The organism is Nocardia aurea, from assembly GCF_003123685.1.
In the GTDB taxonomy this organism is placed as follows: Bacteria; Actinomycetota; Actinomycetes; order Mycobacteriales; family Mycobacteriaceae; genus Nocardia; species Nocardia aurea.
On the sequence record NZ_QCYJ01000127.1, the window covers coordinates 18,608 to 38,584 of the forward strand.

Consider the following 19,977-nt stretch of genomic DNA (forward strand, 5'->3'; position numbering starts at 1 on the left):
AATCGGACCCGTGAGTAGGGGATGATCGATTGCGTGAGCGATACGGAAATTGTCAAGCAGCAGCAGTTGCTTCCCACACCGCCGCCCGCTGTGACGCCGGTCTCGGCGGATTCGGCCGAGCAGCAGTTGCCACGTGATCGCTACCTCAACCGAGAACTCAGTTGGCTCGACTTCAATTCCCGCGTTCTGGCCCTCGCGGAGGACTCCTCGCTACCTTTGCTGGAGCGCGCGAAATTCCTGGCTATCTTCGCCTCGAATCTCGACGAGTTCTACATGGTCCGGGTGGCCGGCCTCAAACGCCGCGCCGAAACCGGCCTCCTGGTGCGCTCGGCCGACGGCCGCTCCCCCGGCGAGCAACTGGAGCTGATCGCGGCGCGTGCCCAGGAGATCGCCGATCGCCACGCCAGGGTCTTCCTCGATTCGGTGCTGCCCGCGCTGACCGCCGAGGGTATCGCGATCATCGACTGGTCCGACCTCGAGGAAGGGGAACGCACCCGACTATCGGGCCATTTCCAGGACCAGGTCTTCCCCGTCCTCACACCGCTCGCGGTCGATCCGGCCCACCCGTTCCCGTATATCAGCGGACTGAGTCTCAATCTCGCCGTGACGGTGAAGGACGGGGCGACCGGCGGCGAGCATTTCGCCAGGGTCAAGGTGCCCGACAACGTGGATCGCTTCGTGCGCGTACGCCGTGGCGAATCCGGTTCACCCATCGCCGCGTTCCTTCCGATGGAAGCGCTCATCGCCGCGCACCTCGATCTGCTGTTCCCCGGTATGGAAGTGGTCGAACACCACTCCTTCCGCATCACGCGCAACGCCGATTTCGAAGTCGACGAGGACCGCGACGAGGATCTGCTCCAGGCACTCGAACGCGAACTCGCCCGTCGCCGCTTCGGATCCCCGGTGCGCCTCGAGGTCTCCGACGACATGACCGAGCACATGCTCGATCTACTGTTGCGCGAACTCGACGTCTACGAGGGCGACGTGATCCAGGTGCCCGGCCTGCTCGACCTGTCCTGCCTGTGGCAGGTGTACGGGGTCGACCGGCCGAATCTCAAGGACACGCCGTACGTCCCCGCGACACCGCCCGCGTTCGGCGAACGCGAGACCCCGCGCAACGTCTTCCAGGCGCTGCGCGAGGGCGATGTGCTGGTGCACCACCCCTACGACTCGTTCTCCACCAGCGTGCAGCGCTTCATCGAACAGGCCGCCGCCGACCCGCAGGTGCTGGCGATCAAGCAGACCCTGTACCGCACCTCGGGCGATTCCCCGATCGTCAACGCGCTCATCGACGCCGCCGAGGCCGGTAAGCAGGTCGTCGCACTGGTCGAGATCAAGGCCCGTTTCGACGAACAGGCCAACATCAAATGGGCACGCGCGCTGGAACAGGCGGGCGTCCACGTGGTCTACGGCCTGATCGGCCTCAAGACGCACTGCAAGACCTGCCTGGTGGTGCGCCGCGAGGGCTCGACCATTCGACGCTACTGCCACATCGGCACCGGCAACTACAACCCGAAGACGGCGCGACTGTACGAGGATGTCGGATTACTCACCGCCGCACCCGAAATCGGCGCTGACCTGACCGACCTGTTCAACTCGCTGACCGGCTATTCGCGAAAAGCCAACTACCGCAATCTCCTTGTCGCGCCGCAGGGTGTGCGCGCGGGCATCATCGAGCGGATCCAGCGCGAGACCGAACTGGCCCGCGAGGGCGCCGCGGCCCGAATCCGCTTGAAGGCCAACGCGATCGTCGATGAGCAGATCATCGACGCGCTCTATCGCGCCTCGCAGGCCGGAGTGCCGGTGGAGATCGTGGTGCGAGGTATCTGCGGCCTTCGGCCCGGCGTCCCCGGCGTGAGCGACAACATCGAAGTGCGTTCCATACTCGGCCGCTTCCTGGAACATTCACGGGTACTGCACTTCCGGGCGCAGAACGAGTACTGGATCGGCAGCGCCGACCTGATGCACCGCAATCTGGACCGGCGTGTGGAAGTCATGGCGCAAGTGAAGGATCCGCGATTGAGCGAGCAGCTCGACGCGGTATTCGAATCGGCGCTCAATCCCGCCACGCGCAGTTGGAAACTGAGCGCCAACGGAAGTTGGCACGCCTGGCCCCAACAGGCGGGCGCCGACGACGTCGAGGTCAGAGATCATCAGGAGTACCTCATGCGGCTGCGGAGACCGGAACAGCAGTGAACGACGCGACGGGATACGAGGCAGCAGGTCCGTTCTGGGATCCCCGAGTCAGAGCCAACATTCACGCCGCGGGCGCGGTGGTGTGGCGGCGGTCCCCGGGGAAGTCGCGCGCCATCGAGATCGCCGTGGTGCACCGGCCGAAGTACCGGGACTGGTCGCTGCCGAAAGGCAAACTCGACCCGGGCGAGACACCGATCATCGCCGCGGTGCGTGAAGTCCACGAGGAGACCGGCCTCGAGTGCAGACTCGGCCGATATCTCGGGCACGTGACCTATCCGATACCGGGCCACCGCAGACTCAAGCGGGTCGACTACTGGGCGGCCGAGGTCACCGGCGGTGAATTCAGCGCCAACTCCGAAGTCGACGTCCTGCACTGGCATCCGCTGGAGCGGGTGATGGACGAACTCTCCTATCCGATGGACAGACAGGTGGTGCGAACCTTCGCCCGCCTGCCCGCGCACACCTCGACACTGCTGTTGGTGCGGCACGCGAAGGCGGGCCGCCGCGACGCCTTCGACGGCCCGGACGAACAGCGCCCGCTGGAGCGGGCGGGTTCGGCCCAGGCGCAGGCGCTGATCCCGAACCTGCTCGCCTTCGGCGCCGAGGAGATCTACTCGGCCGATCCGGTGCGCTGTGTGGACACGGTACGGCCGTTGGCCGAGAAGTTGGGTACCGACATCACGTTGGAGCCGTTGCTGTCCGAAATCCGTTATGCGACCGATACCGACGCGGCGCGTGAGCGGGCCGTGTCGCTGGTCTCCGACCGCGCGGTGCGCGTGGTGTGCAGCCAGGGCAAGGTCATTCCGGATCTGATGGCCTGGTGGGCGAAGAAGGACGGCCTGACCTTGCAACCCGCCCGAAATCGCAAGGGCAGCGTCTGGGTGTTGTCGTTCGTCGACGGCACGCTGGTCGCCGCCGACCACCTCGACCGTTCCATCTCCACCGAGGTCGTGAAGGATTCGCGGCCGTCCTGACCGGTATGACCGAGAGACGGCCCCGGAGGTTATCCGGGGCCGTCTCTCTGCGGTATGGCGGGTGATTCGGCTGCGTTGGGGCGAATCTCCCGGCGGCGCTGGACCGCCGATGCTCGGGTCAGCGAGCGCGACGAGCCGGGGCCTTCTTGGCCGGGGCCTTCTTGGCGGGCGCCTTCTTGGCCGCGGTGGTCTTCTTGGCCGCCGCGGTGGTCTTCTTGGCCGCCGCTGCCGTGGTCTTCTTGGCCGGTGCGGCCTTCTTCACCGTGGCCTTGGCCGCCGTCGTCTTCTTGGCGGGCGCCTTCTTGGCGACCGTCTTGGTGGCAGTGGCCTTGCGAGCGGCGGTCTTTGCCGGAGCCTTGGCCGCGGCCCGCTTGGCCGTCGTCTTGGCGGGCGCCTTGGTGGCGGTCGCCTTCTTGGCGGCGGTCTTCTTGGCCGCTGCCGTCTTCTTGGCGGCGGTCTTCTTGGCCGCCACAGGGGCATTCACACCCCGCTTGACCGCAGGGCCGCTGGCGGCAAGTTTCTGCTTGCCCGCGATAACAGCCTTGAATTGGGCACCGGGACGGAACGCGGGCACCGAAGTCGGCTTCACCTTGACGGTTTCACCGGTGCGCGGGTTCCTGGCCACACGGGCGGCACGCTTTCGCTGTTCGAACACACCGAAACCGGTGATCGTGACGCTCTGGCCTTTGTGCACCGCGCGCACGATGGTGTCGACAACATGCTCGACTGCCGCGGTAGCCGTGCGCCTGTCCGTACCCAACTTTTCGGTCAGAACGTCGATCAGTTCCGCCTTGTTCATTGAATCCTCCGCAGACTAATGGCCCGTCGTCGGACCGACTAGGTACCACGGTAAACCCAGTTTGAGCAAGAGTCTATGTGCCACGCCAAAATTCATCGTGGTTTAGCACACGTCTAGCTACCGCCTCCCACGATGACCAGCTATCGGAACCCAGTGATTACGCCTGTGAAATGCGCGCGGGCAGGGTAGTGGGCTTCCAACTCGGCCTTACCTTTTCGAACTCGGTGATGACGTCGCTACGCCGCAGCGTAAGACCGATGTCGTCCAAACCTTCCAGCAGACGCCAGCGCGTGTAGTCATCAATTTCGAACGGCAACACGACGGTTCCAACCGTCACCGTTCGCGCTTCGAGGTCTACTACCAATTCGATGCCGGGTTGTTCCTCGATCATCTTCCAGAGCAATTCGACATCGTTCTGTGACATCTGCGCGGCCAACAACCCGCCCTTACCCGCATTGCCGCGGAAGATGTCGGCGAAGCGCGACGAGATGACCACCCGAAAGCCGTAGTCCGACAGCGCCCATACGGCGTGCTCCCGAGAGGATCCCGTTCCGAAATCCGGACCGGCCACGAGAACGCTGCCGCGGTTGTACGGCTCGACGTTGAGAATGAAGTCCGGATCGTTACGCCACGCGGCGAAGAGTCCGTCCTCGAATCCGGTTCGGGTCACCCGCTTCAGGTACACGGCCGGGATGATCTGGTCGGTATCGACATTGGACCGGCGCAACGGCACCCCGGTCCCCTTGTGAACGGTGAAAGCTTCCATCAGATTCTCCTGGGTCGGTTGAGGTATTCATGGGCGACGCGAGCCCGTCGGTGGCCGTTCATCGGCCCGAGACGGCCGCGTACGGCCCGGAAACGGCGGAATTCAGTCCAGATCCGCAGGCGAGGACAGAGTTCCGCGGACCGCCGTCGCGGCGGCCACCAGCGGGGAAACAAGGTGCGTACGACCGCCCTTGCCCTGCCTGCCCTCGAAGTTCCTGTTCGAGGTGGAAGCACAGCGCTGACCCGGCGAAAGCTGATCCGGGTTCATTCCGAGGCACATCGAACATCCGGCCTGACGCCATTCGGCGCCCGCCGCGTCGAAAATCTCGCCCAATCCCTCTTTTTCCGCCTGGGCGCGCACGCGCATCGAACCCGGTACGACCAGCATTCGAACCCCGTCCGCGACGCGACGGCCCTTCAGAACGCTCGCGACGGCGCGCAAATCCTCGATACGGCCGTTGGTGCAGGAACCGACGAACACGGTGTCGACCGAGACATCCCGCAGCGGGGTTCCCGGGATCAGATCCATGTACCGCAGCGCCTTCTCCGCGGACTGGCGCGTGCCCTCGTCGGCGATCCGGGCCGGATCCGGCACCGTATCGCTGAGCGGCGCACCCTGACCGGGGTTGGTGCCCCAGGTGACGAACGGGGACAGCGTGCTCGCGTCGATGTGGACCTCGGCGTCGAAAACCGCGCCCTCGTCGGTCTTCAGTGCGTCCCAGGCGGCCACCGCGGCATCCCAGTCGGCTCCCTGCGGCGCGTGGGGGCGGCCTTCGAGGAATTCGTAGGTGATCTCGTCCGGGGCCACCATGCCCGCCCTGGCGCCCGCTTCGATGGACATGTTGCACATGGTCATCCGGGCCTCCATGGACATGGCCCGCACGGCCTCGCCCCGGTACTCGAGGACATAGCCCTGACCACCGCCGGTGCCGATCTGGGCGATCACCGCCAGGATGACGTCCTTGCTGGTGACTCCCTCGGGCAGGGTGCCGTCGATATTGATCGCCATGGTCTTGAACGGCCGCAGCGACAATGTCTGGGTGGCGAGCACGTGTTCGACCTCGGACGTGCCGATTCCCATGGCCAGCGCGCCGAAGGCGCCGTGCGTCGAGGTGTGACTGTCACCGCAGACGACGGTGGTGCCGGGCTGGGTCAGTCCGAGCTGCGGACCGACGACGTGCACGATGCCCTGGTCCAGATCCCCCATCGGGTGCAGGCGGATACCGAATTCCTCGCAGTTGCGCCGCAGCGTCTCGACCTGGGTGCGGGAAACGGGGTCGGCGATCGGCTTGTCGATGTCGACCGTGGGGACGTTGTGGTCCTCGGTCGCGATGGTCAGATCGGGACGGCGTACCGGACGGCCCGCGGCGCGCAGGCCGTCGAAGGCCTGCGGACTGGTCACCTCGTGGACGAGGTGCAGGTCGATGTAGATCAGATCGGGTTCGCGCGAGACACCGTCGCCCGCTCCGCGGGCGACGACATGTTCTTCCCACACCTTCTCTGCCAGGGTGCGTGGGCGGTCGGCCATTTCTCGATCACCTTTCGGACGGCGACCGGATCACGCGTTCTGGGCTGAGACGCGCTGCCGGCCGCACAGATTTGTTGACAGCGATGTCCCGGACATCGGACCGAACTTCGCACCGAGTGAAATCCCGTTGGACTTCTCGGTTGAGATTCTCAGTGTCCATTCTCAGTATCCGAGACGCTAGTATCGTTCTATGAGACAGCATAGCGGTATCGGCGTCCTCGACAAAGCAGTGGCGGTGCTCTACGCGGTCGCCGAGCACCCGTGCGGCCTCAACGAACTGTGCACCCGCACGGGCTTGCCCCGAGCCACCGCGCACCGCCTCGCGGTCGGCCTGGAAGTGCACCGCCTGCTGGCCCGGGACAACAACGGGCTCTGGCGGCCGGGCCCGGCGCTGGCCGAACTCGCCGCGGGCGCCTCCGATCCGCTCCAGGAGGCGGCGGGCGCCATTCTGCCGCGCCTACGCGAGATCACCGGCGAGAGCGTGCAGATCTACTGCCGTGACGGAAATGCGCGGGTCTGCATCGCGGCCCTGGAACCGCCGGTCGGATTGCGCGACACCGTCCCGATCGGAGCGCGACTGCCGCTCACCGCGGGTTCGGCCGCCAAGGTGCTGTTGGCCTGGGCCGATCCGGAGTTGCAGCGCACCATCCTGGCCGACGCGGTGTTCGGCGACCGAGCCCTGGCCGAAGTGCGCAAACGCGGCTGGGCGCAGAGCGCGGCCGAACGCGCGGCAGGGGTGGCCAGCGTCTCCGCCCCGGTCCGCGACGCGGCGGGCGCCGTGGTGGCGGCCGTCTCGGTCTCCGGCCCGATCGATCGGATGGGCCGCCGTCCCGGCGCCCGCTGGGCGGCCGATCTGGTCGCCGCGGCCGAGGCGCTGCACAAACGCCTGTAACGCGTTCCAGATCGAGCGTTCTACAGTGGGCCCATGGGAGTCAACCAGCGGGCACAGATCGTGATGTCCGATACCGAGATCGCCGAATTCCTGGAGCGCAGCCGCGTCGCGACGATGGCGACCATCGGTCCGACGGGAGCGCCGCACCTGATCGCCATGTGGTACGCCCTGATCGACGGCGAGGTGTGGTTCGAGACGAAGGCCAAATCGCAGAAAGCCGTCAACCTGCGCCGGGACCCCCGCATCACCTGCATGATCGAATCGGGCGACACCTACGACCAGCTGCGCGGCGTCTCGCTGGAGGGCACCGCCGAGATCATCGACGACCCGGAGCGGTTGTTCGCGGTCGGCGTGAGCGTGTGGGAGCGCTACACGGGGCCCTACAGCGAGGAGATGCGGCCCGCGGTGGAGGCCATGCTGCACAAGCGTGTCGCGATCCGGGTGCGGCCGGAGCGGGTGCGCAGCTGGGACCACCGCAAACTCGGGATGCCCGCCATCCCCCTCGGCGGTACCACCGCCCCCTCGGCCTGAGGCGGCACACCGGATAATGCAGCTGACAGCCGTCGCGTCGCGCGTTAGCGTTTCCGGCGGTTGGACACGAATCGGCCCCGCACGGCGTCCGTGGACGCGGTGCGTGGTCGCGATGACGAGGAGCAGGCGATGACGGATTCGGGTAGTTCCAACGGCGGTGCCGACGAAGTGAAGCGCAAGTTCAAGGAGGCGCTCGACCGCAAGAATTCCCAGAACGCCAAGGCGAACGACCATCTCGACGGCCGTTCCAAGGCCGCCGCGCCGCAAGGCAACGCCAGCCACAAGCGGGAGTTCCGCCGCAAGAGCGGGTAGCCCCGGCTTCCGCCGCAGCTCACAGGCGCCGGATACAAAGAGAAGCCCTACTGGTCGACCGACCAGTAGGGCTTTTTCACGTGACGAGGCTCTCACCACCCGCGACACACCGCGGAGGCATCACTCGATACCTAGCCGAGCAAACTCCGGCAACTCCGGTAAACACCCCGGCACAATCACGGAACAAGATCACAGAAAAGCCCGAACCCACCCGCGGCGCCGCCCCCGAAAATAATGGCAACAAAGCCAATCCACTTAGAACGCAAGATATTTCGGAAACCGAACCACGGGAGCAAGGGCGAAGCCCAACAGCGGGACCGGGGGGCGAAGCCCCGCCCGGGCCGGGGTGTGTGGGCCGCGCCCCCCACAAGACAATGCGAAACAAGAAAGGCCCACGCTCTGTGTGAGCATGGGCCTTCCACTTGTGTAGCCCCGACGGGATTCGAACCCGCGCTACCGCCTTGAGAGGGCGGCGTCCTAGGCCGCTAGACGACGGGGCCAGGACTTGATCTCCCGCGTTTCCGCGGTGATCAACCTTGTGGATCTTGCGATCCGAGGAAGCTCGGCTAGCTTAACCGACCGAAGCTCGGCGACCAAATCGCCGGATGCTGAACCACTTTCGGTCGCGAACCGAGAGATGTACAACATTTCCGCTGGGGTACCAGGACTCGAACCTAGAATGGCTGAACCAGAATCAGCTGTGTTGCCAATTACACCATACCCCAATGACCAGGACGTCAGCCCCGGAGTCGGACCAGTCTGACTGGCCGGCCGCGGGGCCGTGTTCCGGCCGAGAAGAAGAGTACCAAACCTCGGCCGGTAAACTACAAATCGCCTGGTCAAAGCCCTATTTTTGGCTGTTTCGCCGGATCAGGCGGTGGCGGTCCATGCCCGAGCGGAGCGCAGCCTGTCCAGCGACAGCTCGCGTCCGAGCAACTCCAGCGACTCGTACAGCGGCGGGCTGATATGCGATCCGGTCACCGCGACGCGTACCGGCGCGAAAGCCTTGCGGGGTTTGAGGCCCAGATCGTCGATCAGCGCGGTTTTGAGCGCCTCCTCGATACCCCCGGTAGCCCATGCGGGAAGGGACTCCAGCGCGGCGATCGCGGCGTCGAGAACCGGCACGGCCTCCGCGCCGAGATTCTTCGCTCCGGCCGCCGGATCGATAGCGAACTCCTCGGCGGGCGCGAACAGGAATCGCAGCAGTTCCCACGCGTCGGAAAGGACGACGATCCGGGTTTGCACCAAGTCCGCAGCGGCGGCGAACAACTTGTCGTCGACTTCCGCGCCGATATGTCCATGCCCCGTCAGGAACTCACGCAGCCGATGCGCGAAATCGCCGGGATCCAGCATTCTGATGTGCTCGGCGTTGAGCGCGTCGGCCTTCTTCTGGTCGAATCGGGCCGGATTCGAATTCACTTTCGATATATCGAATGCCTCGACCATGTCCGACATCGAGAACACATCGTGATCATCCGAGATACCCCACCCGAGCAACGCCAGGTAATTCAGCAAACCCTCGGGAATGAATCCGCGATCCCGATGGGCGAACAGATTGGATTCCGGATCGCGCTTGGACAGCTTCTTGTTGCCGTGACCCATTACGAACGGCAGGTGACCGAACTCCGGGGTGAACTCGGCGACGCCGATTCGTTCCAATGCGGCATACAGCGCGAGCTGACGCGGAGTGGACGAGAGCAAATCCTCCCCGCGCAATACATGGGTGATACGCATCAGCGCGTCGTCGACCGGATTAACCAGGGTGTAGAGCGGATCACCGTTACCCCTGGTCAACGCGAAGTCGGGAACCGTACCCGCCTTGAATACCGTCTCACCGCGGACCAGATCGCGCCAGCCGAGATCAAAATCGGGCATCCGCAACCTGATCACCGCCGGACGTCCGGAGGCCCGATGGGCCTCGATCGCCTCGGGCGTGAGATCGCGATCGAAATTGTCGTAGCCGAGTTTCGGATCCCGGCCCGCGGCCCGGTGTCGCGCTTCGACCTCCTCGGGAGTCGAGAAGGATTCGTACGCCTCGCCCGCCTCGAGCAGTTTGCCGACCACGTCCAGATGCAGCGCGCGACGCTGCGACTGCCGGTACGGCTCGTACGGTCCGCCGACCTCCGGGCCCTCGTCCCAGGTGAGTCCGAGCCAGCGCAGCGCGTCCAGGATGGCCGCGTAGGATTCCTCGGAATCGCGTGCGGCGTCGGTGTCTTCGATACGGAAGACGAACGTGCCACCGGTGTGACGGGCGTAGGCCCAGTTGAACAGCGCCGTGCGGATCAGGCCGACGTGCGGTGTTCCGGTCGGTGACGGGCAGAAGCGGACCCGTACTTCAGTCATGGCTCTCTTTCGGACTCGTTCGAACGGTCGCTAGCGGTGTTTGGTCGCAACGGAATTGGTCAGGGTGCCGATACCTTCGACGGTCACCGACACCTGCTGCCCCGACTGCATCGGACCGACTCCCTCCGGTGTTCCGGTGAGGATCACGTCGCCGGGCAGCAGCGTCATCACCCTGGTCACCCATTCCACGAGCTTCGGAATATCGTGCAGCAGAAGCGATGTACGGCTACGCTGCTTCACCTCGCCGTCGAGTTCGGTGACGATCTCCAGATCCGATGGGTCGACGGCGGTTTCGATCCACGGGCCGAGCGGGCAGAACGTGTCGTAACCTTTCGCGCGGGTCCACTGCCCGTCCTTGCTCTGCTGATCCCGTGCGGTGACATCGTTGGCGACGGTGTACCCGAGGATCACATCCAACGCGCGGGCAGCGGGCACATCCTTGCACGGACGGCCGATGACGACCGCCAGTTCGCCCTCGTAATCCACCCGGGATGAACTGGGCGGCAGGATGATCGAGGCGTTGGGACCGACGATCGATGTGCTCGGCTTCATGAAGATTACCGGCTCTTCGGGTGCGCTACCACCCATTTCGGCGGCGTGTGCGGCGTAATTCTTGCCGACGCAGACGACCTTGCTGGCGAGGATCGGCGCGAGCATCCGCACATCGGCCAGGGGCCAGCTCCGTCCGGTGAACGTCGGAGTGCCGAACGGATGCTCGGCGATCTCTCTGGCCGTCAGCGACGCCGCGTCGGCGCCGCCCTCTCCTTCGATGCTGACGAACGCGACCCCATCGGGACTGGCAACTCGACCTAGACGCATGCCCGGCAGTCTATCGACCGGTCGCCACCTGCCCGAACGCACCCGACCGAGTGGTCCGGAACGTGTTATCGCCACTTCCGCGTGGCGCGAGTACCGCCGCGGCGGCCGGACGGCGCGGCGCGCGGCGAGGTCGGAGCAAACGCGCAGGCGAAGCCGTCGACGCGGGTGCCCGAATACCGCCAGATGTGACAAGTTCGACATCGCTTCGCCGAAATCGACTTGCCCGCACGGTGTAGCGTAGCGCCAGAAGTTCATTCAATGGGATTTCCATTCCACATATTGGGATGCCAGCGAGATGCGCGGAGACGCGAGATACCGGGGTGAGGCCGATGGCTACCGTGACACAGGTGCGCGACGTTCGACGGTGGTCCATGCTCGGCCTCGGTGTCTTCGCCCAGGCGTCGAGCGCGGTCTTCGTCCACGGGGCGCCCTTCCTGCTCCCCGCGCTCACCGACCGAGGCATGTCGCTACCGACGGCGGGCGTGCTCGTCGCCATGCCGACCGTCGGCCTGGTGTGCACACTGATCGCCTGGGGATACGTGGTCGACCGGATCGGCGAGCACAAGGTGCTGGTCGGCGGTCCGCTGGTCATGTTGGCCGCGGGCTGCGCGGCCGCGGCCACCACGAACGACATCGCACTGGGCGCGCTGCTGTTCGTCGGCGGCGTCGGCGCGGCGAGCACCAACGGCGCGAGCGGGCGGGTCATCGTCGGATGGTTCCCGCCGCGGCGTCGGGGACTGGCGATGGGCATCCGCCAGACGGCACAGCCGCTCGGCGTCGGCATCGCGGCGCTGGCCATTCCGGCCGTCGCCGCGGCGCACGGTATCTCGGCCGCCGTCCTCGTTCCGGCGCTGATGGCCGGATTCGCCGCCGTCGGCTGCTATTTCGGCATCATCGATCCGCCGCGGCCCGACGCGAAATCCGTCGACCGGGTCAACCCGTACCGCGGCGACTCCACGCTGTGGCGCATCCACGCGGTCTCGGTACTGCTGTGCGTGCCCCAGGGCGTGGTGTGGACTTTCGCCCTGCTGTGGCTGCACCGCGATATCGGCTGGTCCCTGCCCGCGGCGGGGGCCCTGGTCACCGTCACGCAGTTGCTCGGCGCCGGCGGGCGGATCGGCGCGGGCGCGTGGTCGGATCACGTGGGCAGCAGGCTCGGCCCGTTGCGCACGGTCGCGGTGGCCGCGGTGATCTGCATGGCCGCGCTCGGACTGGCGGCGTGGTCGAGCTGGTGGTGGGCGGCGATCCCGCTGCTGATCGCGGCATCGGTGATCACGGTGTCCGACAACGGCCTTGCCTTCACCGCCGTCGCCGAGATCGCGGGTCCGTACTGGAGCGGACGCGGCCTCGGCGTCCAGAACACCGGTCAGAATCTCGCGATGGCCGCCATTCCACCGGCTTTCGGCGCGTTGATCACGGTCGGCGGATTCCCCGCCGCCTACCTGGCCGCCGCAGCGCTGGCGACGGCGGCGATCCCGTTGGTGCCGTCGGATCGGACGAAGACACCGCGCGAGTAGAGGTTTCGCGAGTCGATTATCACCGCGCGCGGCGGCCCGAACCTGACAAGATCGGATCATGGTGGAGTATGTGGAGATCGTCGACCGCGTGCGCGGCACACTGCTGGGCGGGGCCATCGGGGACGCGCTGGGTTGGCCGATCGAATTCCGAAGTCTGGCCCAGATCAGGGAACAGCACGGCGACGCGGGCGTGACCGGGTTCGTCCCCGATTACGGCCCGCCGCAACAGGTTACCGACGATACCCAGATGACCCTGTTCACCGCGGAGGGTCTGTTGCGCTGCCCGCCCGGCGCCGACATCGCACCCGTGATGCGCCGGGCCCTCCTACGGTGGCGGCACACCCAGAATGCCCAGGCACCCGGTACCGCACCCGACGGCTGGTTGTCGAATCACCGGTTCCTCTACGCGGTCCGGGCCCCGGGCGACACCTGCCTGAGCGGAATCTCGCGACAGTCGCAGGGCTACGTGGCCCCCGCCCCGATGGGGCATCCCGGCCCGGTCAACGCCCATTCGAAGGGGTGCGGAACGGTAATGCGCTCCGCGCCCTTCGGATTGGTGGGATCCGGCCCGGACGCCGCGTTCGAGACGGCCGCGCGCTGCGCGCAACTCACCCACGGCCACCCCACCGGATATCTGGCCGCCGGGGCCTTCGGCGCGCTGGTCGATCGCGTGATGAGCGGATTCGACCTTCGGAAAGCGCTGCGGGAAACCATCATTCAGGTCGCATCGATGCCGCGCGGCACGCAGACGGCCACCGCCCTGGAACGCGCGCTCACCCTGGCCGACACCGAACCGCCCACCTCGGAGGTCGTGCAACAGGTGGGTGCGGGGTGGATCGCCGAGGAGTGCCTCGCCATCGCCGTGCACTGCGCGTTGCGGGCCGAGACCGAGGGGGTGCGCGCGGCGCTGCTGCTCTCGGTCAACCATTCCGGCGATTCCGATTCCACGGGCGCGGTCGCGGGCAACCTGCTCGGCGCACTGCACGGACTGTCCGGCCTGCCGCACGAATGGGCCGCCGCGGTCGAAGGTCGCGACGTGCTGATCCAGATCGCCGACGACCTCGTCGTGAACTTCGTCCTGCGCGATTACGGGCGGGTGGCCGAACGCCATCCCCTCGAATACGTGACATAGGCCCCCACACGAGGATGTAAACCCAGCCTTGACACACAGATCGCGTCAAGGCAGCCTTTACATATGACCGAAGAACCTCGTACCGACGTCCGCGACGAGCGGGCGACGCTCGCGACACTGCTCTCCGCGAATGCCGAACTCGTCGTCGGCGTGCTGCGTCCCGGGGAAGGCACACCGGCGGTTCCGGTGCTCGCCGCGCTCAGCGCGACGCGCAATCTCGGCAATCTCGTCGACGACATCCTGCACACGCTGGCCAGGCAGGCTCGCGAGGAAGGCCACACCTGGGCCGAACTCGGCGACCTGCTCGGCACCTCGCGCCAAGCCGCCTACCAGCGGTTCAGTGGACCGATGCCGCCGACCGGCCCCTTCCCGCCACCGCCGCACCTCCCACCGGGACCGCACGCTCATCCTGGCGACGGGCCACGGTCACAGGTACCGCCCACTCGACCGGGGCCTGCCGACTTCCCCGGTTCGGACCGACCGGATCACCCTCCGATGCCTCGACCTCCCGTACCGCCCGGCGCACCGGGATATCCCATCCCTCCCCACCCGACTCCGCCCGGCGGCTCGTCGGAACACCCTGCCCCGCCGCGGTTTCCGGCACCGCCGACTCCCCCGCGCTGACTGCGGATCGGTGATTCCGGCGGGATCGCCCTCGTCCGTGAACGACGCACTCGTGCGCCGGGCGATACGCGCGGCGGTCTCGCCACCGCTCCGCCCGAACGCCGGTACTCACTCCGACCAGCGCACCGGATCGACCACATCGGCAGGAACTCACCGCACTGCCAGGGCATCGCCTAGGACCAACACCGCTGCGAGCGTGACGGTGCCACGGAAAAGTAAGCCCCGCACTCCATTCGAGTGCGGGGCTTACTTCTCGGTTGTGCTGTTCGCGCTAGACCGCGGCCGCGATGCGGTCACCGATAGCGACGGTGGACGCCGCCTCGGTGCGCGAGGTGAGATCCTTGGCGACCGCCGCCTCGATACGGGCGGCGGCCTCGGTGTCACCGAGGTGCTCGAGCAACAGCGAGACCGACAGGATCGCCGCGGTCGGATCGGCCTTGGACTGCCCCGCGATATCGGGGGCGCTGCCGTGCACCGGCTCGAACATGCTCGGGTTGACCCCGGACGCATCGATATTGCCGCTGGCCGCCAGACCGATTCCACCGCTGACGGCGGCGGCGAGGTCGGTGATGATGTCGCCGAACAGATTGTCGGTGACGATCACGTCGAAGCGGCCCGGGTCGTTGACCATGTGGATGGTCGCGGCGTCGATGTGCTGATAGGCGGTCCGCACCTCGGGGAATTCGGCGGCGACCTCGTCCACGGTCCGCTGCCACAGCGATCCGGCGAAGGTGAGCACGTTGTTCTTGTGCACCAGCGTCAGATGCTTGCGCCGGGCCTGCGCCTTGGCGAAGGCGTAGCGCACCACGCGCTCGATGCCGAAACGGGTGTTGGTGCTGACCTCGGTCGCCACCTCGTGCGGGGTGTCGACGCGGATCGCGCCACCGGTGCCGGTGTACGGGCCCTCGGTCCCCTCACGCACCACGACGAAGTCGATGTCGGGATCACCGGAGAGCGGGCTGGTGACACCCGGGTACAGCTTCGACGGCCGCAGGTTGACGTGGTGATCCAACGCGAATCGGGTGCGCAGCAGCAGGCCGCGCTCCAGCACGCCGCTGGGCACCGACGGGTCGCCGATCGCCCCGAGCAGGATGGCGTCGTGCTGCTTCAACTCGGGCAATACCGAGTCGGGCAGGATCTCGCCGGTCGCGTGGTAACGCTTGGCGCCCAGATCGTATTCGGTCTTCTCGACGCCCGGCACCACGACGTCGAGCACCTTGAGCGCCTCGGCGATGACCTCGGGACCGATTCCGTCACCCGGGATGACAGCAAGCTTCATGACAACAATGCTCCGTTCAGTTCTGACCGTGAGGTGTAGCGGCGATCAGAACAGATCGACGAGGACGACCTTGGCCGCGCCGACGGCTTCGGCGATCGAGGCCTGGACCTCGGCCGGAACCTCGCGGTTGACGCGCAGGATGACGGTGGCGCCTTCCTTGTCCACGTCCTGGCTCAGCTGCGCGGCCAGGATATCGACCTCCGCCTCGCCCAGCTTGGTGCCGATCTTGCCGAGCGCGCCCGGCCTGTCGTCGTAGTTCAGCACGGCCAGGTTCAGGCCCTCGGCGCGCATGTCGTAGTTACGGCCGTTGATGTTGACGATCTTCTGCACCTGCTGCGGCTCGGTGAGCGTGCCCGCCACATTCAGGGTGCGTCCGTCACCGAAGACGGCGCGCAGATCGACGACGCTGCGGTGGCTCGGGCTCTCCGGCGCGGTGGTGACCTGCGCGGCGATACCGCGTTCCTTGGCCAGCGTCGGCGCGTTGACGAAGGTGACCTGATCCTCGACCAGCGCCGAGAAGACACCGCGCAGCGCGGACAGTTCCAGCACTGCGACATCCTGGGCGGCCAGTTCGCCGCGCACCTGCACCTCGACCGATACCGGCAGTTCGTCCGACAGCGCGCCGAGCAGGGCGCCCTGCTTGCGCACGATGTCGAGCCACGGCGCGACCTCGTCGCCGACCGTGCCGCCGGTGACATTCACCGCGCCGGGGACGAATTCGCCCGCGAGCGCCAGCAGCACGGACTTGGCGACATCGGTGCCCGCGCGATCCTGGGCCTCGGAGGTGGAGGCGCCGAGGTGCGGGGTCACCACGACCTGCGGAAGGTCGAACAGCGGGCTGTCGGTGCACGGTTCGGTCTCGAACACGTCCAGACCGGCGGCGCGCACGTGGCCGGACTTGATGGCGTCGGCGAGCGCGGCCTCGTCGACCAGGCCGCCGCGCGCGGCGTTGACGATGATCACGCCGGGCTTGGTCCTGGCGATCGCTTCCTTGCCGATGATGCCCTTGGTCTCCGGGGTCTTCGGCAGGTGGATAGAGATCAGGTCGGCGCGCTCGAGCAGTTCGTCCAGGCTCAGCAGTTCGATGCCGAGCTGGGCCGCGCGGGCCGGGGAGACGTAGGGGTCGTAGGCGACGATCTTGGTTTCGAAGGCGGCCAGCCGCGCGGCGAAGAGCTGGCCGATTCGGCCGAGGCCGACGACGCCGACGGTCTTGTCGAAGATCTCGACACCGTTGAACTTGCTGCGCGCCCAGGTGCGCTCGCGCAGGGTGGCGTCGGCGGCGGGAACCTGGCGCGCGGCGGCGAGCATCAGCGTGACCGCGTGCTCGGCGGCGGTGTGGATATTGGAGGTCGGCGCGTTCACGACCATGACGCCGCGTTCGGTGGCGGCGGGCACGTCGACGTTGTCGAGGCCGACACCCGCGCGGGCGACGATCTTCAGATTCTTGCCCGCTTCGAGAACCTCGGCGTCCACCGTGGTCGCGGAGCGGACGAGCAGCGCGTCGGCCTCGGGGACCGCGGCGAGCAGCGCCGGGCGGACGGGGCCGTCGACCCAGCGAACCTCGACACCGTCACCGAGCGCGTCGACGGTCGACTGGGCGAGCTTGTCGGCGATCAGAACAACAGGACGGCCTGCTTGGCTCACGGTGGGATACTCCTGGGAAGAGGGTCGGCAATTACCGACGTCAAGCTTAGTCGGCGCGTTTTCGGGTGCCCTTGCCCCCCGGCAGGCGCGGCGTCGCCGTCGGCCAATCGCGGTGTCACGACGGCGGAAGGCCCCGCACCGCCGGGTGCGAGGCCTTCCCACAGTGGTCGCGCCGAGCATGCGGCGCGCAACCGGGTCGATGACCGACCGACAGCGTGATCAGCCGCCGAAGGAACCCGTCCACAGGGTGTTGAAGAGACCGGTGAGCGCCGCGCCCGCGGTGCTGAAGATGCCGTTGAGGGCAGCGGAACCGGTGTCGATGATAACGGGGATCATTTGTTTTCCTCTTCGTCGAAATATATCCAGTCGCAACTGGCTGACATTGGACACATCGGAGGTACCACGAATCCGGTTACGTAATCGAGATATTTAGTGACGCAGAACACATCACGCCAGAAAGAATGGCTCAGGCCACGAAAACTCAGGGCTTGCGCCTCCAAAAAATGACTCTGACCTGCACATATACATGATCAAGTTGATGGACAAGCGACCAACTTCGCTCTTCGATAAGATCTTGTCGAAATCATTGAGATCGGATGAAAATTCGAGGTGAGCGCGATGATCGTCCCCCGAAAATTCCTCCATACAAGGCACACGCGCCATTAACTCCGGTGCCCATGAAAATAGGGTCACACCGCACCGTGATTCTTTGGTGATAGATGTTCGCACCCGTCCGGAACCTCCTGGCAGTCCCCGACCGCGCTCCCGCCAGCCGCCGAAAACCAGCTGCGTCGATCGATCGTCGACCCCTACCATCGGCCCATGGCACTGCGCGCGATCCCCGATTCCATGGACCCGACCGTGGTCGGGGACATCGACGCCCAATTGGACCGGGTCGAGCTCGACCATCGGGTATCGGTGCGCTTGGCCATCGAAAGCGGGAGCCGCGCATGGGGGTTCCCCTCCCCCGATTCCGATTACGACTGCCGCTTCGTCTACATCGCGAGCCTCGACGACTACCTGACACCGTGGCGCGGTCGGGACGTGATCGAAACGCCGCTGGTCGGCCTGCTCGACGTCAACGGGTGGGATCTCGCCAAGGCGCTGCGACTGCTGGTGAGCGGTAACGCCGTACTCATCGAGTGGCTGATGTCACCCATCGTGTACCGGGGCGACGACCGTTTCCGGGACGACCTGCGCGCACTGGCCGAGCGGGTCGCCGACCGGAACAAGGTGGCGCGGCACTACCTGCACCTGGGCCGCAAACAGTGGGAGTTGGCCGAACACCATCGCTCGCTCAAGAAGGTGTTCTACTCACTGCGTCCGGCCATGGCGCTGCGCTGGCTGCGCGAACACCCCGGCGCCGCAGTCGCGCCCATGCACCTGCCGACACTGCTCGAACAGTGCACGCTCGCCGATGATTTCGTCGCGGCGGTGACGGAGCTGACCGAACTCAAGTCGCGCACCAGGGAAATGGGCAGCGGCGCGGTGCCGACCCCGATCGCGACCTTCATCATGGACGAATTCGACCGTGCCGCAGACGTTTTTCCCCGGACACCCGACCCGGACACCGACCGGGCCAGAGCTCTGACCGCGGAATTCTTCCGCGCCGAGGCGCTGGCCGTCGGCGCGCGACGATAGTTCAGCCCACGACCCGCACGGCGACGGCTTCCGGCCCCGCCTTCACCAGACGCACCTCGAACTGCACCCGCTGCCCGGCGGTCAGCACGCGGAATCCCGAGCCCTGTAGCTCGAGATAGTCGACGAAGACATCCGGACCGTCGCCGTCCTGGTCGATGAAACCGAACCCCTTTTCGGTGTCGAACCATTTCACCGTGCCGTGAACCATGGTGCGCGTTCCTCCATACCCGGCGCCGACCGCCCACTGCGGACGTGCCCGATGGATCCATGGTGTCACGTGCGCCAACGCTCGGCGCGCCCGGTTGCCCTAGCGGGCTCCGTCAGCGTTCACAACGTGGTGCGCCGTGATCGCCTGTGGCGCAGACGCACCGATCCCGATCGGCTTCGGACACGCCGCGCTCGTCCTCGCTTCGCGGGTGCGGGTTCGAGCGGCCGCGCACGGACGCGGCCCGGCGCCTACCTCTCGGTGACCGCCGCGTACGCCCGCGCCATCCGGTCGGTTGCGGTGGGGCGGTCGGGATCGGGGCGCGGAATACCCAGGTGCGCTTCCCTCAGTTCGTCCATGAACTCGGACCACAATTCGGGACCACCCCGCTCGAGCAGTTCGGCGCGCACCCGCAACCGCTCGGTGGTCGGGCGATGCCGCAAGCCCCACGCGCCGAGTTGCGCCATGACCGGGACGAGTTGGATGGCGGGTTCGGTGAGCCGGTATTCGGCCTTCTGTCCGCGTCCGGTGTCCTCGCGAGTGAGCAGCCCGGCGGCGACGAGGCGTTTGAGCCGGTCGGCCAGGATATTGGTGGCGATACCCTCCTCGGAGCCCGATTGGATCTCCCGGAAGTACCTGCGGTTACCGAACATCACGTCCCGCAGCACCAGCAGGGTCCACCGATCGCCGATGACCTCGATGGTCGCGTTGATCGGGCAACCCGAGCGTCCTTCGTCGCGCATGATGCTCCTCCGTCGGTTCTGCCGCTTGCAATA

Annotated in this window: 18 protein-coding genes and 2 tRNA genes; 9 read left to right on the forward strand and 11 right to left on the reverse strand. The window is 66.6% G+C overall.

Going from position 1 to position 19,977, the window contains the following annotated elements; all coding sequences use genetic code 11:
* Positions 1-21 precede the first annotated feature (21 nt).
* Both DAT37_RS28900 and DAT37_RS28905 read left to right on the forward strand, forming a co-directional pair.
* Positions 22-2,196 (forward strand): RNA degradosome polyphosphate kinase, encoded by a 2,175-nt coding sequence (locus DAT37_RS28900; RefSeq protein ID WP_109528051.1) that lies wholly within the window; start codon positions 22-24, stop codon positions 2,194-2,196.
* Complete coding sequence (locus tag DAT37_RS28905; RefSeq protein WP_109528052.1) at positions 2,193-3,170, forward strand: NUDIX hydrolase; 978 nt, start codon at positions 2,193-2,195, stop codon at positions 3,168-3,170. Before DAT37_RS28900 ends, DAT37_RS28905 begins: the two co-directional genes overlap by 4 nt.
* A 118-nt stretch (positions 3,171-3,288) precedes the next feature.
* Here DAT37_RS28905 and DAT37_RS28910 read toward each other — a convergent pair whose 3' ends face one another.
* The 3 genes from DAT37_RS28910 to leuC form a co-directional block, all read right to left on the reverse strand.
* Positions 3,289-3,969 carry an HU family DNA-binding protein gene (locus tag DAT37_RS28910; RefSeq protein WP_109528053.1) on the reverse strand — a complete coding sequence of 227 codons (681 nt, stop codon included), beginning with the start codon at positions 3,967-3,969 and terminating at the stop codon, positions 3,289-3,291.
* Between the two features lie 157 nt (positions 3,970-4,126).
* Positions 4,127-4,735: a 3-isopropylmalate dehydratase small subunit gene (leuD, locus tag DAT37_RS28915; protein ID WP_109528054.1), complete on the reverse strand. Its 609-nt coding sequence runs from the start codon at positions 4,733-4,735 to the stop codon at positions 4,127-4,129.
* A 102-nt stretch (positions 4,736-4,837) separates the two neighbouring features.
* A complete protein-coding gene (gene leuC, locus DAT37_RS28920; RefSeq protein ID WP_109528055.1) occupies positions 4,838-6,262 on the reverse strand; it encodes a 3-isopropylmalate dehydratase large subunit in 1,425 nt (474 codons plus the stop codon).
* Positions 6,263-6,452: 190 nt separating this feature from the next.
* On the opposite strand from leuC, the gene DAT37_RS28925 reads away from it, so the two are divergent.
* The 3 genes from DAT37_RS28925 (at position 6,453) to DAT37_RS28935 (ending at position 7,997) form a co-directional block, all read left to right on the forward strand.
* Positions 6,453-7,154, forward strand: coding sequence for an IclR family transcriptional regulator (locus DAT37_RS28925; protein WP_109528056.1), 702 nt, complete (start codon positions 6,453-6,455; stop codon positions 7,152-7,154).
* A gap of 33 nt (positions 7,155-7,187) precedes the next feature.
* Positions 7,188-7,685: a pyridoxamine 5'-phosphate oxidase family protein gene (locus tag DAT37_RS28930; RefSeq protein WP_109528057.1), complete on the forward strand. Its 498-nt coding sequence runs from the start codon at positions 7,188-7,190 to the stop codon at positions 7,683-7,685.
* Between the two features lie 129 nt (positions 7,686-7,814).
* Positions 7,815-7,997: a DUF5302 domain-containing protein gene (locus tag DAT37_RS28935; protein ID WP_109528536.1), complete on the forward strand. Its 183-nt coding sequence runs from the start codon at positions 7,815-7,817 to the stop codon at positions 7,995-7,997.
* Positions 7,998-8,424: 427 nt separating this feature from the next.
* On the opposite strand, the gene DAT37_RS28940 is transcribed toward DAT37_RS28935, so the two are convergent.
* From DAT37_RS28940 to DAT37_RS28955, 4 genes are all read right to left on the reverse strand, one after another.
* Positions 8,425-8,497: transfer RNA gene (locus DAT37_RS28940), tRNA-Glu, on the reverse strand.
* Between the two features lie 153 nt (positions 8,498-8,650).
* Positions 8,651-8,722: transfer RNA gene (locus DAT37_RS28945), tRNA-Gln, on the reverse strand.
* Positions 8,723-8,867: 145 nt separating this feature from the next.
* Positions 8,868-10,340, reverse strand: a complete 1,473-nt coding sequence (gene gltX, locus DAT37_RS28950; protein WP_109528058.1) for a glutamate--tRNA ligase — start codon at positions 10,338-10,340, stop codon at positions 8,868-8,870.
* 30 nt (positions 10,341-10,370) lie between these two features.
* Positions 10,371-11,159 carry a fumarylacetoacetate hydrolase family protein gene (locus DAT37_RS28955; RefSeq protein WP_109528059.1) on the reverse strand — a complete coding sequence of 263 codons (789 nt, stop codon included), beginning with the start codon at positions 11,157-11,159 and terminating at the stop codon, positions 10,371-10,373.
* Positions 11,160-11,488: 329 nt separating this feature from the next.
* On the opposite strand from DAT37_RS28955, the gene DAT37_RS28960 reads away from it, so the two are divergent.
* The 3 genes from DAT37_RS28960 to DAT37_RS44375 all read left to right on the forward strand — a co-directional run bounded on the left by DAT37_RS28960 (position 11,489) and on the right by DAT37_RS44375 (position 14,432).
* Positions 11,489-12,676 carry an MFS transporter gene (locus DAT37_RS28960; protein WP_109528060.1) on the forward strand — a complete coding sequence of 396 codons (1,188 nt, stop codon included), beginning with the start codon at positions 11,489-11,491 and terminating at the stop codon, positions 12,674-12,676.
* 58 nt (positions 12,677-12,734) lie between these two features.
* Positions 12,735-13,808 carry an ADP-ribosylglycohydrolase family protein gene (locus DAT37_RS28965; protein WP_109528061.1) on the forward strand — a complete coding sequence of 358 codons (1,074 nt, stop codon included), beginning with the start codon at positions 12,735-12,737 and terminating at the stop codon, positions 13,806-13,808.
* A 63-nt stretch (positions 13,809-13,871) separates the two neighbouring features.
* Entirely contained in the window at positions 13,872-14,432 is a 561-nt protein-coding gene (locus DAT37_RS44375) for a hypothetical protein (RefSeq protein ID WP_157978766.1), read from the forward strand.
* 271 nt (positions 14,433-14,703) lie between these two features.
* On the opposite strand, the gene DAT37_RS28975 is transcribed toward DAT37_RS44375, so the two are convergent.
* Both DAT37_RS28975 and serA read right to left on the reverse strand, forming a co-directional pair.
* Positions 14,704-15,711 carry a 3-isopropylmalate dehydrogenase gene (locus tag DAT37_RS28975; protein ID WP_109528063.1) on the reverse strand — a complete coding sequence of 336 codons (1,008 nt, stop codon included), beginning with the start codon at positions 15,709-15,711 and terminating at the stop codon, positions 14,704-14,706.
* Positions 15,712-15,756: 45 nt separating this feature from the next.
* Complete coding sequence (gene serA, locus DAT37_RS28980) at positions 15,757-17,355, reverse strand: phosphoglycerate dehydrogenase (protein ID WP_109528064.1); 1,599 nt, start codon at positions 17,353-17,355, stop codon at positions 15,757-15,759.
* Between the two features lie 822 nt (positions 17,356-18,177).
* Here serA and DAT37_RS28985 point away from each other — a divergent pair.
* Entirely contained in the window at positions 18,178-18,996 is an 819-nt protein-coding gene (locus DAT37_RS28985) for a nucleotidyltransferase domain-containing protein (RefSeq protein ID WP_109528065.1), read from the forward strand.
* 1 nt (position 18,997) lies between these two features.
* Here the strand turns inward: DAT37_RS28985 and DAT37_RS28990 are convergent, their stop codons facing one another.
* Together DAT37_RS28990 and DAT37_RS28995 are read right to left on the reverse strand one after the other, a co-directional pair.
* The gene (locus tag DAT37_RS28990; RefSeq protein ID WP_109528066.1) at positions 18,998-19,204 is read right to left on the reverse strand and encodes a cold-shock protein; all 207 of its coding nucleotides are present in this window, start codon (positions 19,202-19,204) and stop codon (positions 18,998-19,000) included.
* A 248-nt stretch (positions 19,205-19,452) separates the two neighbouring features.
* On the reverse strand, positions 19,453-19,944 hold the full coding sequence (locus DAT37_RS28995) for a winged helix-turn-helix transcriptional regulator (RefSeq protein ID WP_109528067.1): 492 nt from the start codon (positions 19,942-19,944) through the stop codon (positions 19,453-19,455).
* Positions 19,945-19,977: the final 33 nt, after the last annotated feature.

Excerpts from the sequence above, each read along its gene's own strand:
- DAT37_RS28900 (WP_109528051.1), top strand. The coding sequence starts at position 22 with ATGATCGATTGCGTGAGCGATACGGAAATTGTCAAGCAGCAGCAGTTG.
- DAT37_RS28910 (WP_109528053.1), bottom strand. The coding sequence starts at position 3,969 with ATGAACAAGGCGGAACTGATCGACGTTCTGACCGAAAAGTTGGGTACG.
- leuD (WP_109528054.1), bottom strand. The coding sequence starts at position 4,735 with ATGGAAGCTTTCACCGTTCACAAGGGGACCGGGGTGCCGTTGCGCCGG.
- leuC (WP_109528055.1), bottom strand. The coding sequence starts at position 6,262 with ATGGCCGACCGCCCACGCACCCTGGCAGAGAAGGTGTGGGAAGAACAT.
- DAT37_RS28925 (WP_109528056.1), top strand. The coding sequence starts at position 6,453 with ATGAGACAGCATAGCGGTATCGGCGTCCTCGACAAAGCAGTGGCGGTG.
- DAT37_RS28930 (WP_109528057.1), top strand. The coding sequence starts at position 7,188 with ATGGGAGTCAACCAGCGGGCACAGATCGTGATGTCCGATACCGAGATC.
- DAT37_RS28935 (WP_109528536.1), top strand. The coding sequence starts at position 7,815 with ATGACGGATTCGGGTAGTTCCAACGGCGGTGCCGACGAAGTGAAGCGC.
- gltX (WP_109528058.1), bottom strand. The coding sequence starts at position 10,340 with ATGACTGAAGTACGGGTCCGCTTCTGCCCGTCACCGACCGGAACACCG.
- DAT37_RS28955 (WP_109528059.1), bottom strand. The coding sequence starts at position 11,159 with ATGCGTCTAGGTCGAGTTGCCAGTCCCGATGGGGTCGCGTTCGTCAGC.
- DAT37_RS28960 (WP_109528060.1), top strand. The coding sequence starts at position 11,489 with ATGGCTACCGTGACACAGGTGCGCGACGTTCGACGGTGGTCCATGCTC.
- DAT37_RS28965 (WP_109528061.1), top strand. The coding sequence starts at position 12,735 with ATGGTGGAGTATGTGGAGATCGTCGACCGCGTGCGCGGCACACTGCTG.
- DAT37_RS44375 (WP_157978766.1), top strand. The coding sequence starts at position 13,872 with ATGACCGAAGAACCTCGTACCGACGTCCGCGACGAGCGGGCGACGCTC.
- DAT37_RS28975 (WP_109528063.1), bottom strand. The coding sequence starts at position 15,711 with ATGAAGCTTGCTGTCATCCCGGGTGACGGAATCGGTCCCGAGGTCATC.
- DAT37_RS28985 (WP_109528065.1), top strand. The coding sequence starts at position 18,178 with ATGGCACTGCGCGCGATCCCCGATTCCATGGACCCGACCGTGGTCGGG.
- DAT37_RS28990 (WP_109528066.1), bottom strand. The coding sequence starts at position 19,204 with ATGGTTCACGGCACGGTGAAATGGTTCGACACCGAAAAGGGGTTCGGT.
- DAT37_RS28995 (WP_109528067.1), bottom strand. The coding sequence starts at position 19,944 with ATGCGCGACGAAGGACGCTCGGGTTGCCCGATCAACGCGACCATCGAG.